General features: G+C 74.1%; 12 protein-coding genes. 10 read left to right on the top strand and 2 right to left on the bottom strand.

The features are described from left to right. The first annotated feature begins 365 nt into the window (after window positions 1-365). Together OYE22_RS33180 and OYE22_RS33175 are read left to right on the top strand one after the other, a co-directional pair. Window positions 366-1,889, top strand: a complete 1,524-nt coding sequence (locus tag OYE22_RS33180) for a glycosyl hydrolase family 18 protein (RefSeq protein ID WP_277323902.1) — start codon at window positions 366-368, stop codon at window positions 1,887-1,889. Window positions 1,890-2,261: 372 nt separating this feature from the next. After that, entirely contained in the window at window positions 2,262-2,777 is a 516-nt protein-coding gene (locus tag OYE22_RS33175; RefSeq protein WP_277323901.1) for a lytic polysaccharide monooxygenase auxiliary activity family 9 protein, read from the top strand. Window positions 2,778-3,019: 242 nt separating this feature from the next. Here OYE22_RS33175 and OYE22_RS33170 read toward each other — a convergent pair whose 3' ends face one another. Both OYE22_RS33170 and OYE22_RS33165 read right to left on the bottom strand, forming a co-directional pair. Next, window positions 3,020-4,219, bottom strand: a complete 1,200-nt coding sequence (locus OYE22_RS33170) for a lactonase family protein (RefSeq protein WP_277323900.1) — start codon at window positions 4,217-4,219, stop codon at window positions 3,020-3,022. 431 nt (window positions 4,220-4,650) lie between these two features. After that, complete coding sequence (locus OYE22_RS33165; protein WP_277323899.1) at window positions 4,651-5,607, bottom strand: NAD-dependent epimerase/dehydratase family protein; 957 nt, start codon at window positions 5,605-5,607, stop codon at window positions 4,651-4,653. Window positions 5,608-5,957: 350 nt separating this feature from the next. Here OYE22_RS33165 and OYE22_RS33160 point away from each other — a divergent pair, with 350 nt between their 5' ends. The 8 genes from OYE22_RS33160 (at window position 5,958) to OYE22_RS33125 (ending at window position 15,323) form a co-directional block, all read left to right on the top strand. Next, window positions 5,958-7,244: a serine protease gene (locus OYE22_RS33160; RefSeq protein WP_277323898.1), complete on the top strand. Its 1,287-nt coding sequence runs from the start codon at window positions 5,958-5,960 to the stop codon at window positions 7,242-7,244. Window positions 7,245-7,578: 334 nt separating this feature from the next. Then, window positions 7,579-8,343, top strand: a complete 765-nt coding sequence (locus OYE22_RS33155) for a cupin domain-containing protein (protein ID WP_277323897.1) — start codon at window positions 7,579-7,581, stop codon at window positions 8,341-8,343. Continuing rightward, window positions 8,340-9,362: a hypothetical protein gene (locus tag OYE22_RS33150; protein ID WP_277323896.1), complete on the top strand. Its 1,023-nt coding sequence runs from the start codon at window positions 8,340-8,342 to the stop codon at window positions 9,360-9,362. Before OYE22_RS33155 ends, OYE22_RS33150 begins: the two co-directional genes overlap by 4 nt. After that, window positions 9,359-10,447 (top strand): hypothetical protein, encoded by a 1,089-nt coding sequence (locus OYE22_RS33145; protein ID WP_277323895.1) that lies wholly within the window; start codon window positions 9,359-9,361, stop codon window positions 10,445-10,447. The genes OYE22_RS33150 and OYE22_RS33145 overlap by 4 nt, the downstream gene beginning before the upstream one ends. Beyond that, window positions 10,444-11,334 carry a hypothetical protein gene (locus OYE22_RS33140; protein ID WP_277323894.1) on the top strand — a complete coding sequence of 297 codons (891 nt, stop codon included), beginning with the start codon at window positions 10,444-10,446 and terminating at the stop codon, window positions 11,332-11,334. The genes OYE22_RS33145 and OYE22_RS33140 overlap by 4 nt, the downstream gene beginning before the upstream one ends. Before the next feature lie 94 nt (window positions 11,335-11,428). Further along, window positions 11,429-11,926, top strand: a complete 498-nt coding sequence (locus tag OYE22_RS33135) for a hypothetical protein (protein ID WP_277323893.1) — start codon at window positions 11,429-11,431, stop codon at window positions 11,924-11,926. 142 nt (window positions 11,927-12,068) lie between these two features. Next, window positions 12,069-13,838, top strand: a complete 1,770-nt coding sequence (locus tag OYE22_RS33130) for an asparagine synthase-related protein (protein WP_277323892.1) — start codon at window positions 12,069-12,071, stop codon at window positions 13,836-13,838. 99 nt (window positions 13,839-13,937) lie between these two features. Continuing rightward, window positions 13,938-15,323, top strand: coding sequence for an aldehyde dehydrogenase family protein (locus OYE22_RS33125; protein ID WP_277323891.1), 1,386 nt, complete (start codon window positions 13,938-13,940; stop codon window positions 15,321-15,323). Window positions 15,324-15,343 lie beyond the last annotated feature (20 nt).

The following is a 15,343-nucleotide window of genomic DNA, read 5'->3' as shown; positions in this document are numbered from 1 at the left end:
CCGCGTGTGACGGGGCCTCAGTGGCGGGGCGGCGAGCGAAAGATCGGCTCGGTGGTTCACTCGTCCCGCGGGTCTCACGGGCCACTGCGCCACCGCGCGCGGGTAGTTGGGCCAAGGGCGTGCGTGGGGCTCGTTGACCCCGCAATACGGCCGGTGCGGGCCCCTGGGGGACCTCGACGGCGCGTCGGTGACGGTGGGGTGGCGCCGGGGGTGTGGGGGTGGTGGGCGGAATAAGGGCATGAATTGGTCTAGTCCTACCTTGGTTCAGACCATTGACATGCCCATATCGCCAGGGATATTCCATAATCCCCAACCGCTGCGCACCGGGATTCCTAGCGGCCCCTTCTCACTCAGCTTGGACAAACATGAGACGTAAGCGCTCCCTCCGCGCGGCCCTCGCCGCGACCGTCACCGCTGTGGTCGCAGCGGGGATGACCGTGATCGGCGGCGGCACCGCCGAGGCTGCGACCCCACTGCCGCCCCGCGTCTTCGCTCCCTACTTCGAGGCATGGACCGGGGAGAGCCCGGCCGCCATGGCCAAGGAAGCCGGCGTGAAGTACCTGACGATGGCCTTCATCCAGACCGAGGCCAAGGGCTCCTGCACGCCGTACTGGAACGGCAGCACGAGCACGCCGATCTCCCAAGCGACCTTCGGCGAGGACATCAAGACGATCCAGGCGAGGGGCGGCGACGTCATCCCCTCGTTCGGCGGTTACACGGCCGGCACCACCGGCACCGAGATCGCCGAGAGCTGCACCGACGTCGACAAGATCGCCGCCGCGTACCAGAAGGTGATCACCACCTACGACATCTCGCGGCTCGACATGGACATCGAGGTCAACGCGCTGGACAACACCGCCAGCGTCGACCGGCGCAACAAGGCCATCAAGAAGGTCCAGGACTGGGCCGCGCAGAACGGCCGCACGCTCGAGGTCTCGTACACGCTGCCGACCACCACGCGCGGGCTGGCCGAAAGCGGCCTCGCGCTACTGCGGAACGCGGTGAGCAACGGCACGAAGGTCGACGTCGCGAACATCATGACGTTCGACTACTACGACAACCAACCCCACGACATGGCCAAGGACACCGAGACCGCGGCCCAGGGGTTGCGCGACCAGCTCGCCCGCCTCTACCCGAACAAGACCGACGCGCAGTTGTGGGGCATGATCGGCGTCACCGAGATGCCGGGCGTCGACGACTTCGGCCCGGCCGAGACGTTCACCCTGGCCAACGCCAGGCAGGTCTACAACTGGGCGGTCGGCAAGGGCATCAACACGCTGTCGATGTGGGCGCTCCAGCGGGACAACGGCGGCTGCCCCGGCGGCGGGGCCCGCAACGACTGCTCGGGCATCGAGCAGAACACCTGGGACTTCAGCCGCATCTTCGCGCCGTTCACCAGCGACACCAAGCCCCCGACCAGTGACTTCTCGGTGACGACGACGCCGGCGTCCGGCTCGGTGACCGCGGGCGGCACCGCGACCACCACCGTGCGGACGGCCGTGACGGCCGGTGACGCGCAGAAGATCGACCTGACCGTCAGCGGCGCGCCGAAGGGCGTCGCCGCCTCGCTCAGCCCGCGCTCCGTGACGGCGGGCGGCTCCTCCACCCTCACCTTCACCGCGGCCCCCGAGGTGAAGTCGGGCACGTACACGATCAACGTCAACGGCGCGGGCGCCGACGTGAACCACTCGGCCTCGTACACCCTGACCGTCGTCGGCGACAACGGCAGTGAGTGCTCGGCGAGCCCCTGGTCGGCCGAGACGGTCTACACCGGCGGCCAGCAGGTCTCGCACCAGGGCCACACCTGGAAGGCCAAGTGGTGGACGGTGGGCGAGGAGCCCGGCACCACCGGCGAGTGGGGCGTCTGGCAGGACCTCGGCGCCTGCTGACCGGACACCCCTGACGCACCTCACACCGCCCACGGACGGCCGGCAGGCACTCGCCTGCCGGCCGTCTCCGTACCCACGCGACCGCGGGCGCGTGCGCGGCGCACACCGCCCCACGCGGCCGCCACCCGCACCGCGGCGCCGGCTCCACGCCCCGCGCCGGCCCCGCCGCGACGACGGGGAGAAGTTCGCGTCGACCTACCCTCTTGACCGTGTCCCGACAAGCAGTACGGTCTAGACCAAGTAGGAGGCGTGGGCCGCCACCCCGGCCGGTGATGAGCCGCGCACCCCCACCCGGTCGCCCCTGACCTGCCGCGCCCGTGCCTCCCGCGACCATCGCCCGCCCACGGCGGGCCCCCCACCGAAGGAGCCGACATGCACGGTAAGAAGAAGCTGGCCGTCACCCTCGGCGCGGCCATCGCGCCACTGCTGGCGGTCTGCCTGCCCTCCGGCACGGCCAGCGCCCACGGCTACATCTCCTCTCCCCCCAGCCGGCAGGCCCAGTGCGCGGCCGGCACCGTCGCCTGCGGGCCCATCAAGTACGAGCCGCAGAGCGTGGAAGGCCCCAAGGGGCTGCGGAGCTGCAGCGGTGGCAACGGCCGCTTCTCGGAGCTGGACGACAACAGCAGGGGCTGGAAGGTCACCCCCGTCAGCCGCACCACCAGCTTCAACTGGCGCCTGACCGCCCGCCACGCCACCAGCACCTGGCAGTACTACGTGGGCAGCACCAAGGTGGCCGAGTTCAACGACGGCGGAGCGCAGCCCGGCTCGACGGTGACCCACCAGGTCAACTTCGGCAACATCTCCGGCAAGCAGAAGGTGCTGGCGATATGGAACATCGCCGACACCGCCAACGCCTTCTACGCCTGCGTGGACGTCAACATCAGCTAGCGCCAGCGCGCCTCACCCAGCCCCGACACGGCCTGCCCACGGCCCGACCGTGGCCAGGCCGTGTCGGGGCGGTGGCGGCCAGCCTGGCCACAGCCTGATCGTGGCCGTGGCGGCCAGCCTGGACACGTGGTGAGGCCCAACACCCAAGCGCCCCGCGGCTTGTCCGGCCGCGGGGCGCTTTCAGGTGGCACCAAGCCTGACGCCCCGGCTTCCCGCCGCAGGCGACCAGGCGCGCGGCGCGGTCAGGTCGGCAGGACGCAGCCGAGGGAGACGGTGGCGAACGGGGGGCCGGAGCGGGTGAGGGCGCCGGTCTCCTTGTCGACGGTGAACGTGCCGATCGTCTTGCCGTACTGGTTGCCCGAGAACAGCAGGTTGCCCGCCGGGGAGAGGCTGATGTGACGGGGCCAGGAGCCCCCGCACGGCACGGTGTCGAGCAGCCGCAGGCCGGCGCCGCCGCCGGTGACGGCGAACCGCGCGATGCTCTCGTGGCCACGGTTGGAGAGGTAGACGAAGCGGCCGTCGGCCGAGATCGTCACCTCGGAGGGGTAGTTGCGGGTGCCCGGGTCGGTGCCGTCCGGGAGGGTGGGTTGGCTGTCGCCGTTGGTGAGGACGCCGGTGGTCGGGTCGTAGGAGCAGACGGTGATGGTGCTGTTCAGCTCGTTGGCCACGTACGCGTACGGGGCCGTGGGGTGGAAGACCATGTGGCGGGGGCCGGCGCCGGGCACCGACTTGGCCTCGGACACCGGGCGCAGCGTGCCGTTCGGCTGGAGTTGGTAGGTGTACACCTTGTCCGTGCCGAGGTCGACGGCGAAGACGTGGGCGCCCTTGGGGTCGGTGAGGATCTGGTGCGCGTGCGGCCCCTCCTGGCGCTCGGGGTCGGGGCCGGAGCCGACGTGCTGGACGAGAGAGGTACGAGCGCCCACGCTGCCGTCGCCGCTCAGGGTGTGCACGGCCACGCTGCCGGCGCCGTAGTTGGCGCTGAGCAGGTAGCGCCCGTTGGGGTGGACCGCGAGGTGGGTGACGCCGGCGCCGCCGGTGGACTGTGCCCGACCCAGCGCCCGCAACCGGCCGCCCGCGCCGATGGCGAACGCGCGCACGGCCCCCTCGCGCCCCGCGCTGTCCAGCGCGTAGAGCACCCTGCCGGAAGGGGCCAGGGCGAGGAAGGACGGGTCGGTCACCGCGGTGAACGCGCTCTTCCGGGTCAGCGCGCCGGTCGCGGTGTCGTACGCGCAGGTGATGATCCCGCTGCCGTACGTGCCGAGGAACGCGTACCGCGACTGGGCGGGGCGTCCGCCGGCGGCGGGTGCCGGCAGAGCTCGCGCGGCGGACGCCCCGCCGAGCGCGGCGGCGCCCAACACGCCGGCGCCGAGCGACCCGACGAACGAACGGCGTCCGATGCCGGGGCCGGTGCGGTGGGGGTGCTCCGAGCGGTGTGGGGACATGATGGGCACCTTTCGTACCTGGGGCTGGGATACGTGCCTGGGACTCGGGTGGCGTCACGTGACGCCAGGTGTCATGCCTTGGTCAAGAAGCGTGCTGTCTCTCGCTGCTTAGGTACAGACCAATTAGCGCCAAGGCAACGTCCGCGAGCGCGTGTCGGCGCCGCGTACGTGGCGGCGGGCGCCGGCGGGACGGACACGCGGAAGCCCGCGCGCCGGGCGGCCGGGCTGGCACCCGGCGTCTGACACCCGGCCTCTGGCGCGCGGCGTCGGGCGCCTGACGGGCGACCGGTGCGGCCGGGGCGCGTGCCCGCGCGGCCGCGCGCCAGGGTGTGCGTCGGGGCGTGCGCCGGGGCGGCTCGCCCGTGTGGTGGGTCGGCCGGCGATGGCTCAGGCGTCGGTGGCGTGCCGTCGGTTGTGCGGCCGTCGGCGGCTCAGCCGCCCAGGCCGGCGAGCAGCGCGGCCTCCTCGCGCGGGGTGAAGCCGCGGTTCATCGGCGGGGTGCCGCGCTCGCGGTCCCAGGCGAGCACGTCCGCGACCGTCACCGCGAGCGGCGTCGCGGTCAGCCCCGCCGCCCGGGCGCGCGCCGCGCTGCGCTGCTGGGATGACCACACCGGACGCACCAGCGGGAACATCGGCGGCGCGGACTCCGCCGGCACCCGCACGATCTCCACAGCGGTTCCCGCCACCCGCGCGCAGGTGGCGATCAGGCCGCCGAGCGTGACGGGTTCGGCCGGCCCCACCGCCGTGAACGCCCCCGGCCGGTCGTCCAGGACCAGTCGCACCACCAGGCGCGCGAGGTCCCGGGCGTCCACGACCTGGACCGGCTGCCGCGGATCGGCCGGCAGCGCCACCCGCCCGCCGCGTGCGGCCCGGCGCACCCAGTAGGTGAAGGTGTCCGACGGGTCGTACGGACCGGCCACCCTGCCGGGGCGCACGATGGTCGCCCGCTCGCCGTAACGTGCCCACACGTCGTCCTCGCAGGCCACCTTGAGCCGGCCGTAGGTCTCGCCGTCGATCTCCTCGGTGTCGCGGAACGGCGCGCGGCGCGGCGTGTCCTCGTCCGAGCCGGGGCCTACGCCCGCCTGCTGGTAGACGGCGTGGCTGGAGATGAACAGGTACCGGTGGACCCGCTCCCGCAGGGCGTCCATCGCCTGGCCCACGTGGCGGGGCACGTAGCCGCTGACGTCGACCACGGCATCCCAACGGCCCCGGGCCAGGGCCCGGTAGTCGCCGGTGTCCCGGTCGCCGATGAGCCGGGTGAGTCGCGGGAAGAGGTCGGTTCCGGTTCTCCCCCGGCCGAAGAGCGTCACCTCCACACCGTGGCGCAGGGCCTCCTCGACCACGGCTCGGCCCACGAACGACGTGCCACCCAAGACGAGAACGCGCATGACGGCCGACCCTAACGCCTGCGCCCGCCGATCCCCTGGGCGAACGCGCTCCGGATGACCGGCGTTTGGCTCGATCCCGTCTCGACAACGGCCCGGTGGCACGGGATGACCGGCCGGCCCGTGGGCGGCTGATCGTACGGCCGGGCGCGCGAGGGCGGAGCCACGGAGGGCCGGGCGCGCCGCGCGGCGGGCGGCCTCGGACCGAACTGGCCGAATGTTATGGCTTGTTGGGAGTTCTCTGAAACGAACGCGTGTGCAAGGCTCCGCACCGGCGGCGCACGGTCACGCGCGGGAAGGAGGTCGAACGGCGCTCGCCTGACACCGATTCCTCCCCCACAAAGGAGTGTGTGATGGTCTCCACCAGACGCTGGGGCCGCCTGGCCGGCCTCGCCGTCGCGGCAACCGGTCTCGTGGCCGTCAGCTTCGGCCCCGCCTCTCCGCAGGCGTCCGCGGCCCGCTCGGACGCCGCCCCGGCAGCGGCCACGGCCGCCCGCTCGACCGCCACCACCTCGGCCACCCCCGCCTCGGCCCCCGCGCCCTCCGCGGCCGGCACCGAGCGGGCGAGCGAGCGCTCGCTGCGCTACGGCGACGCCGGCCGGTCCTGGAGCACGGAGATACGCTCGCCCGGCGCGTCCTACGTCAAGGTGCACTTCGCCTCGCTCAAGCTCGCCGGCGACGACCGGGTGACCGTGGCCTCCCCCGACCGGCGCGAGGTGCACACCTACTACGCCGACCGCGACCGTGGCTCGGACTACACCGTGCACGGTGACTCCGGCTTCGCGGCCCTCTCGATCGACGGTGACACCGCCATCGTGACCCTGCACGCGACCGGCGCGCGGAACGCCGAGCCACTGGCGCGCCGCGGCTACGGCGTACGGATCGACAAGCACTTCCGTGGCTTCGACGCCGCCGAGCGGGCCGAGCGCGCGCCGTCCACCCGGAGCGTGTGCGGCACGGACGCGCGGCGGGACGTGGCCTGCTACCAGACCAGCCACCCCACCGAGTACGCCCGTGGCAACGCCGTCGCGCGCCAGTTGCTCAGGGGCACGGGCCACTGCACGGCATGGCGGGTGGGCAACACCAACCGCATGCTCACCAACCAGCACTGCATGGAGAGCGCGGCGGACCTGCGCGCCAGCGAGTTCCAGTTCGACTACCAGTGCGCGACCTGCGGCGGCAACAACCCGCGCCCCGGTACGAAGGTGAGCGGCCAGCAACTGATCAAACTGAGCGCCCTGTCCGAGCTGGACTACGCGCTGTTCAGCGTCAACAGCTTCGAGAGCATCCAGAAGTACGGCACGCTCTACCTCGACCCGCGCACCCCCAAGGCCGGCGAGCGCATCTACATCCCGGGTCACGGCGACACCACGCCCAAGCGGCTGTCCCTCTACGAGGAGACGCAGGGCGGCGCCACCTGCAAGATCGACGTCGTGTCGTCCGGCGTCAACACCGGCTACCGGTGCGACACCTCCGGCGGCAACTCCGGCTCGCCGGTGCTGGCCGCCTCATCGCACAAGGTCATCGCCCTGCACCACCTGGGCGGCTGCCCCAACTGGGGCACCCGGATCTCGCTGGTGTACGACCAGATCAAGGGTGACATCGACAACACCCAACGCACGCCCGCCGCGACCGCGTAACCCCCTCCCCCACCCCATCTCACCGCACACCGCCACCCCCTGTGGCTGACCCCGCCCCGCGCTCGGGCGCCCTCGGAGGTCGGCGGCTGTGCCCGGCGCGGCGGGACCAGCCTCCCGCCGCGCTGGGCGCACTCCCGCGCGATGCCATGCCTCGCCCCGTCGCGTGCGTGCGACGCCACGAGAAAGCGCGGCACTCCAACAGGTGATGGCGGGTTGAGCGGTGGGTGAGGTCCGCAGGTTGTTGCCGAGAATCAGCCGCCCGCTCCCGCTGCCGGCGATCAGCGCCCTACGATACGGATGCGTACACGGGACCACGGGGGGCTTGGTGTCCAGCATGTCGCGGAACAGTTCGAGGTTTGACGCCTCATCAGGAACGCTCGACGGCGGAGGGCTGCGGCTCGTGCGGCGGCTGGCCGGCAGGCTGCCGGGCGGCGTGGAGTTGTACGGGCTGCTGCCCGGGGGCGGCATCGTCTTCGCCGACCGGGACGGCGCCCGGGAGCTGGGGCCGGAGCGGGAGTTCCTCCGCTTCATCGACGACGGCCAGTTCGCGCACTACCTCGTCGGCGACGCCGCCACCTCGCCCGAACGGCCCTCCAACGCGACCGTCAAGCTGGGTGTCGTCGGCCCGCGCAGCGCCTTCACGCCGCACGCGCACGGCGGCGAGCACTTCGTCCTCAGCCTGGGCCACGCCGCCTGCGGCCTCTACGACGCGGACCGCGCACAGGTCACCCAGGTCCCGCTGGTGCCCGGCGTCATGATCCGTATCCCGGAGATGATGCCCCACTCGTTCGCCAACCGGGGAAGCGCGCCGCTGACCATCCTGGCCGCCAACACCGGCTACGGCATCGACCACGAGGACTACGCGATCACCGCGCGGGAGGCGGAGCGGCGCTCGGCCGCGGCCTTGGCCGAGGCCGGCGTCGCCGACGGGCCGCTGAGCACGGTGCCGCGCGCCGGCACCGACTTCGCGGCGCTCGCCGCGGCGCTGCGCGACATCGAGGGCGCGCAGCGGCTGCGGGGCACGGGCACCACCACCGTCCGGGAGCGGCTGGCCACACGCATGCGCCGGATCGCCAGCGCCCTGGAGGCCCCGCGATGATCTGCCCGCACTGTGACGCGTCGCTGCTGCGCAAGGAGCGGCCCGGCAACGTGTGCGGCAAGTGCCGGCGGCGCTACGCGCTCGACCCGAAGACCAACCCCCTGGAGTTGCACGACCTACGGGTGCGTCGGATGGTGGCCAAGCTCACCGACGACGGGCGGTTGCCGTGCACGCCGGGGCACCTGTGGTACGCCCTGTCGCGCAGGTCGCTGCGGTCGCGCGGCATCGGCGGTGCCTACGTCGCCGTGGCGCTGCTCGGCGCGATCCTGCTCACAGCCGGGTTCTTCGCCGGCCCGGCACCGCTCGCCTACTTCGGCTTCGTGCTGGCGCTGTGCGCCCTGGTGCTGTGCGCCGTGGCGGCGGCCGACCGTAACCAGAGTCGGCCGAAGATGCTTCCTGGCGCGTTCCGCAGGGACGTACTGGAGCCTTGGGTGGAGGTGTACGGCGAGTTGCCACCGGGCCTGGTGGAGGACCGGCGCTATCCAACGCCCGGCGGCGTGTCCGGCGCGGGTCAGGCCGCCACCCTGCTGTGTCCCGACCTGTCCGTCGCCACCCTCATCGCCGCAGCGGGGCTGCCGGAGCGTCACGGCCTCCACCTCGCGCGCGACCTGCCCGAGGTGTCCGCGCGGGGCCCGGTCATCGTGTTGCACGACGTCAGCGCGCCGGGCCTGCTGCTGCCCTGGCGCGTGCGCGAGGCGCTGCCGGGGCGCCGGGTCATCGACGCCGGGGTGCCGTTGCGCGCGGTGCGCGGCGTGCCCAACGCGGTGCCCTACCGGGACCACCAGCCCGGTGGGGCCGCGCTGTCCCGTCTCGCCGAGGTGGGCGACTACACCCCCGACGAGCTGGCCTGGCTGCGCAAGGGCTGGACGTTTCCGCTCGTCGCCGTCCCACCCGGCCGACTCCTGGACCTCGTGGGCCGCGTCGCCGAGCGGGTCGGGCGAACCGCCGACGCTGACGCCGAACAGCGCCGCGCCGCCGCCGTCGGCTTCCTGACCTGGCCCGACCAGGGGGCGCCATGACGTGCCCGCACTGTCAGGCGAGGCTGTTGCGCAAGGAGCGGGCGGGCAGCACGTGCTCCCGCTGCCAGCGCGCGTTCGCCCTGGACCCCAAGGTGTACGGGCGGGGCATGAACGACCTGCACGTGCGCCGCCGGGCCCGGCAGGCCACCCAGGACGGGCGGCTCAAGGTGACCCTCACCCAGTTCTGGTACCTGACCCACACCGACAACCGCTACGCGGAGGCACGGCCGCCCAGCGGCAAGCCGCGCCGGTACGTCTGGGTGCTGGTGACGCCGGTGGTCGTCGTGATCATCGCGGGTACCATCGCGCTCCCCGTGCACTCCGGCCTCAAGTGGTGGCTGGCGGCGATCTCGTGCCTGTTCGTCTGCGGCATGGCGTCAAAGGCCCAGGACTCGTACACACCGGCCCGCCCCGCGTGGGCGAGCATCGAGCCCTCGTACGCCTCGTTCCGCGCCATGATGTGCGGCCGGTGGACGCAGGTGTACGGCGCGCTGCCGGCCGGCATCGTGGACGACGAGCTGTACGTCGCCCCGGCGCGGCCGGCGATCGTGCCGCGGGTCGCGTTGCTCTGCTCCGACCGGGCGGTCGTCGCCTTCCTCTCGGTCAACGGCCTGCCGCGGCGGCTGGAGGTGGCGGTGGCGCCCACCGTCGACGAGTTGCCCGCAGGTGTTCCGGTGGTGGTGCTCCACGACGCGAGCGCGCGGGGCGCGTTGCTCGTCCTTGAGGCGCGGGCGGCACTGCCCGGCCGGGTGGTCGTCGACGCCGGTCTCTCGGTGCGCACGGCCCGCGACAGGCGGCTCGTGCGGCGGCTGGGCGAGCCGTCGGGGGTCAGCTCGGAGTATCTGCGCGCGGCTGTCGGGCTGCCGCTGGCGTTGGCCGACTGGCTGGCCGACGGCTGGTGGTACCCGGTCGCCGCGGTGCCCCCCGCGCGGTTGGTGACCGTGGTCGAGCGTGCGGTGGAACAGGCCGTGGAGCAGGGCCGGATCGCGGACGACCCACGGCACCGGCGCGCGGCCACGACCGGCTTCATGACCTGGCCCGCCGCTGACGGCGCCGCTGACCCGAAGGGCGGGACGACCCCATGACCACGCCAGGCGTGCCGGCCGGGCACGAGGAACGGGCCACGGGCGGCGGGCTCGCGACGCGGGTCGTCGACCGGGCGATCACCGTGGCGGCTGCGCGCGCCGCCGCGCCCGGCGGCATTCGCTTCACCGAGCGGCAGCTCTACTACGCGACGTGCCGCGTCCTGTGGCCCGCGCCCACCCTGTTGGGCCGCCTCCCGCACTCCCCCGCGCCCTCGCTGCGGCTGACCCACTTCACGCGGGCGTTGCGGGCCCGTGGGGCTGCGGTGCCGGGCATGCTGAGCGAGGCCGAGGCCCGGTCGGCGGCCGGCCCCGGTGCGGGCCCGGCCCGGGAGCCCGACCTCTACGACTACGGGCTGCCACGGCTGCTGGTGTGCCAGGACCGCTCGCTGGCCCGCATGTTGGTCGCCAACCACGCGCACCTGGAGGCCGGCTGCCCGATCGTGGCCGCCGAGGAGAGCCTGCTGCTGGACACCCGCCTGGTGACCGCCCTGGAGCGGGCGGAGGGTGCCACCGTGTACGTCCTGCACGACGCGAGCCCGGCCGGCGTCGCGCTGCCCGCCCGGTTGCGGGCCGCGCTCGGTCCGGTGCCGGGGGTGCGGGTGTCCTCGCTCGGGCTCGTACCGCGACACGCCGCCGCGCTGCACCTGGCGTCCGGGCGGGCCCGGGGCCCGGTGGAACTGCCCGAACCGCTGCCCAGGGGGCTGCGCCCGTGGGAGGTGGCCTGGCTGGCGCGCGGCCGGTTCGCGCAGCTCGCCGCCGTTCCGCCGGATCGGCTGCTGCGCGCGGTGCTGCGCCGCACGCGCGGGCCGCGCCCGCCGCGCCCGTCGGTCTGGAACGAGCTGCGTGACCTGCGTGCCGCCGGCTTCCTCAGCTGGCCCACGCCGTGAGGCCGCTCGGGACGCCCGGCTTCCCGCGCTGCCCGTACACCGCCCGCCCACCGTCCACCGCACACCCGAGGACCCCAGACCATGATTCGGCCACGTGACATCGGCTACACGGACGAGCTGCTCGCCGACGGCAGCGTCCATCGCTCGTACGAGGACGGCCGCCAGGAGTGGCGGCGCCGGGGGGACGACGGCGTGGTGCACTGGCACGACGACCGGGGCGCGTCGGGCACCGAGCCAGCGCATCGTCAAGCGCGCCTACGCCGACGGGCGGGTGGTCTACGGGCGGGACATCGGCTACGGCCGGACGGTGTGGGACCGGGGCGCGACCGTGCTCGTCAACCGCACCTCGCTCGGCGGCCGAACCGGTGCCGCGCTGGCCGCGCTCGGCGTGGCCGGCCTGGCCGTAACCGCCGCGCAACTCCCCCCAGTCCACCTGACGCCGGCCGAGGAGGAGGCGCTGCGACAGCAACAGGCGGCCCAGGGCTCGGGCGGCGGTGGCGCCGAGGTCGGCCTGGGTGGCGAGGAGGAAGCGGGCTGGGAGGGGGACTGGGAGGCGGACGACGGCGGCTGGAGCGACGACGACTTCGGCTGACCCGCCCCCGGTTCCCACCCCCCGTGCGAACCCTCGGGTGGCACGCGCGACGCGATCGACGTACGCCGCGCCCACCCGTCCACTCAACCCACCCACCGGCTCGCCGTCGGGCGAGCACACAGACGAGGGAGAGGAGCCTGTCATGGCTCGCCTGTGCGCCGTCGTGGCGCCCGACGCCGAAGGGGCCCGCGGCCACCTCGCCGCGATGGGCGCCACCCCGGGCGGGCCGGTCGGCGCCGCCCCGGCGGACGCGTCGGCGCCCGGGTTCGGGTTGGTCGGGTCCGAGCCCGGCCACGCCGACGGCCCCTTCGCCGCCCACGGGCTGACCGGCGTCGGCGAGGTCACCGTGCACAACCGCGCGGAGCTGTGTGCCGCGCTGGCGGCGGCCGGTGACGTGCCGCCGCCCGGCTGTTCCGACGGCGAGTTGCTGTTGCGCTGCTGGGCCAGGCTCGGGGAGGCGGGCGTCGCGCTGGCCGAGGGCATGTTCGCGCTCGCCGTCCAGGACGGCGCCGACCTGCTGCTGATCCGCGACCACGTCGGGGCACGCACCCTGTTCTACGCCCGGGCCGAGGGTTGCTGGGCCGCGTCGACGTCGCTGCGGGCGCTGCGCCGCTGGCCGGCGCTCGGCACCGGGGTGAACCTCGCGGCCGTCCGCTCGTTCCTGACCTTCGCCTATCTGCCCGGTGACGAGACGCTGCTGCGCGGCGTGCGCGAGGTGCTGCCGGGACGCGTGGTGCGGCTGTCGGCGTCGGGGACCGTCACCGAGCGGGTGTACTGGGAGCCGCGCGAGCGGGTGGCCGACCCGGCGCCGGCGGACCCCTCACCGTACGTGTCGGCTCTGCGGGCCGCGTTGGAAGAGGCGACGGCGCGCCGGCTGCCGGCGGGCGAGGTCGTCGGCGTGCTGCTCTCCGGCGGGATCGACAGTTCGCTGGTGACGGCGCTGGCCGCGAAGGCGCACGACCAGCCGGTGCACACGTACTCGATCAGCTTCGGCGACGAACTCCCGCACGAGCTGGGCTATTCGGGGCTGGTCGCCGCGCACTGCCACACCCGGCACCGGGTGCTCACGGTCTCCGGTGACGCGGTGGCCGCACGGCTCGCGGACGCGGCGGCGCTGCTCGACAGCCCGGTGGGCGACCCGTTGACGGTGCCCAACCTGATGCTCGCCGAGGCGGTGGCGGGTGACGGGCTGCGCGTGGTGCTCAACGGGGAGGGTGGCGATCCGGTCTTCGGCGGCCCGAAGAACCTGCCGATGCTCGTCCACGAGATGCACCGCGACCCGCTGGGCGGCGGTGAGGACCGCGCCACCGCGTACCTGCGCTCGTACCGCAAGTGCTGGAGCGACCTGCCGGAGTTGCTGACGGGCGAGGCGCTGCGGGCACTGGCCGAGGCGCCCGCCCCGCAGCGGTTCGTCGAGCCGTACCTGACCGGGCCGGGGCGGATGGAGTACCTGCTCAACCAGTTGCTGCACTGCAACCTGCGGACCAAGGGCGCGCACCACATCCTGACCAAGGTGGAGCGGCTGACCGCCTCCCAGGGGTTGCAAGGGCGGGCGCCGCTGTTCGACCGGCGGGTCGTCGACCACGCCTTCGCCACGCCACCCCGGTTGAAGCTGCGCGGGACCGTGGAGAAGTGGGTGTTGAAGGAGGCCGTGCGGGACCTGCTGCCGGCCACCGTCGTGGACCGCCCCAAGAGCGGCATGCGGGTGCCGGTGCAGCAGTGGCTGGGCGGGGCGCTGCGCGAACTCGGCGGCGACCTGCTGCTCGGCTCGGCCGCGCGGCGGCGGGGCCTGTTCCGGCCGGAGACGGTACGCGCCTGGATGCGCGGCGACGGCACCCTGCTCCCCCGGCAGGGCGGCAAGTTGTGGCTGGTACTCACCCTCGAACTGTGGTTGCACTCCTACGAGTTGTGAGGCGCGGCCGCCCGGGACCGGTGGGCCCTTGGGGCGTGGCACGGCCCGGGGTGCCGGGCCGGGTGGGTTGGACGTATCGACACCTGGAGGACGTGAGTCATGAGCAACCCGACATCCGGCGCGGCGACCCTGTCGCTGGTCGACCCCCGTACCGGGCGCGTGCGGGGCGTGGCGAGCCCGGGGCGCGAGGAGGAGGTGGGGTCGGCGGTGGCCACGGCACGCGCGGCCTGGCCCACCTGGCGCGCGCTGACGCCGATGGAGCGTTCGCGCCGGCTGGAGCGGCTCGCCGCGCTGGTCGAGGAGCACGCCGACGCGTACGTGGCGCGGGAGCGGGCGGGTACGGGCAAGCCGGTGGCCGAGGCGGCCGGCGAGGTGGAGCAGGTCGCCGACCTGCTGCGGTTCTACGCGACGGCGGCCCGCGCCCAACTCACCCCGGCCGCCGGACGCCTGGTGGCCGGGCACGAGAGCTGGGTGCGCTGGGAGCCGCTGGGCGTGGTGGGGGTGATCGTGCCGTGGAACTACCCGCTGATGATGGCGGCCTGGCGGTGCGCGCCCGCGCTGGCCGCGGGGAACGTGGTGGTGGCCAAGCCGGCGGAGACCACGCCCGACGCGCTGGCGCTGCTGGCCGACCACGCCGACCAGGCGCTGGGCCCCGGCGTGCTCCAGACCCTGCCCGGCGATCGGACCACGGGCCGGCTGCTGGTCGAGGCCGCCGTGGACATGGTGGCGTTCACCGGCAGCGAGGCGGCCGGCGCCGACGTGGCGGCCCGGGCCGGGGCCCGCCGGGTCAGCCTCGAACTCGGCGGCAACGCCCCGGCGGTGGTGTTGCCCGACGCGCCCGATGACACCTGGGATGAGCTGGCCCGGGCGGTCACGTACAACGCGGGCCAGAGCTGTGCGGCGCCCGCCCGGGTGATCACGTTGGGTGACAACTACGAGACGGCCGTCGAGCGACTGACGCGGGCCATGGCGCAGCGGGTGGCCGGGCGGGACTTCGGGCCGCTCAACAACGCCGATCAGGCCGCGCGCTACGACGACCTGGTGGCCACCTCACGGGCGGGGCGCAGCGTGGTCGCCGAGGTGGCGCCCGGTGCCGGCGAGGCGGGCGGCTTCTGGCGCGGGGCGCGGGTGCTGGCCGACCTGCCGGGCGACGATCCGGCCGTCGTGCGGGAGGTGTTCGGGCCGCTGCTGACCGTGCAGTGGGCGCCCGACGTGGAGGCGGCCCTGCGCATGGCGTGCGGGGTGCCGCAGGCGTTGGCGGCCAGCGTGTGGACGCGGGACATCGGGCTCGGGCTCGACGTGGCGGGCCGGCTGAACGCGGGCGAGGCGTGGGTGAACTGCCACCTGGTGCAGACGGCCGAGCTGCCGCACGGGGGCAGGGGCGCGTCGGGGCAGGGCACGGACCTGAGCGTGTTGGCGCTGCACGAGTACCAGCGGCCCAAGACGATCACGGCCAGGCTGGCGCTCGGTCAGGCCCACGTCTAGCCGTCGCTGGCGCTTACGGG

Source organism: Streptomyces sp. 71268 (genome assembly GCF_029392895.1).
GTDB lineage: Bacteria > Actinomycetota > Actinomycetes > Streptomycetales > Streptomycetaceae > Streptomyces.
This window is presented reverse-complemented; position numbering and strand designations above follow the sequence as displayed.

Bases quoted from the DNA above. Each gene is read 5' to 3' on its own strand.
- OYE22_RS33155 (WP_277323897.1), top strand. From the start codon at position 7,579: ATGTCGCGGAACAGTTCGAGGTTTGACGCCTCATCAGGAACGCTCGAC.
- OYE22_RS33145 (WP_277323895.1), top strand. From the start codon at position 9,359: ATGACGTGCCCGCACTGTCAGGCGAGGCTGTTGCGCAAGGAGCGGGCG.
- OYE22_RS33140 (WP_277323894.1), top strand. From the start codon at position 10,444: ATGACCACGCCAGGCGTGCCGGCCGGGCACGAGGAACGGGCCACGGGC.
- OYE22_RS33160 (WP_277323898.1), top strand. From the start codon at position 5,958: ATGGTCTCCACCAGACGCTGGGGCCGCCTGGCCGGCCTCGCCGTCGCG.
- OYE22_RS33170 (WP_277323900.1), bottom strand. From the start codon at position 4,219: ATGTCCCCACACCGCTCGGAGCACCCCCACCGCACCGGCCCCGGCATC.
- OYE22_RS33175 (WP_277323901.1), top strand. From the start codon at position 2,262: ATGCACGGTAAGAAGAAGCTGGCCGTCACCCTCGGCGCGGCCATCGCG.
- OYE22_RS33150 (WP_277323896.1), top strand. From the start codon at position 8,340: ATGATCTGCCCGCACTGTGACGCGTCGCTGCTGCGCAAGGAGCGGCCC.
- OYE22_RS33165 (WP_277323899.1), bottom strand. From the start codon at position 5,607: ATGCGCGTTCTCGTCTTGGGTGGCACGTCGTTCGTGGGCCGAGCCGTG.
- OYE22_RS33180 (WP_277323902.1), top strand. From the start codon at position 366: ATGAGACGTAAGCGCTCCCTCCGCGCGGCCCTCGCCGCGACCGTCACC.
- OYE22_RS33125 (WP_277323891.1), top strand. From the start codon at position 13,938: ATGAGCAACCCGACATCCGGCGCGGCGACCCTGTCGCTGGTCGACCCC.
- OYE22_RS33130 (WP_277323892.1), top strand. From the start codon at position 12,069: ATGGCTCGCCTGTGCGCCGTCGTGGCGCCCGACGCCGAAGGGGCCCGC.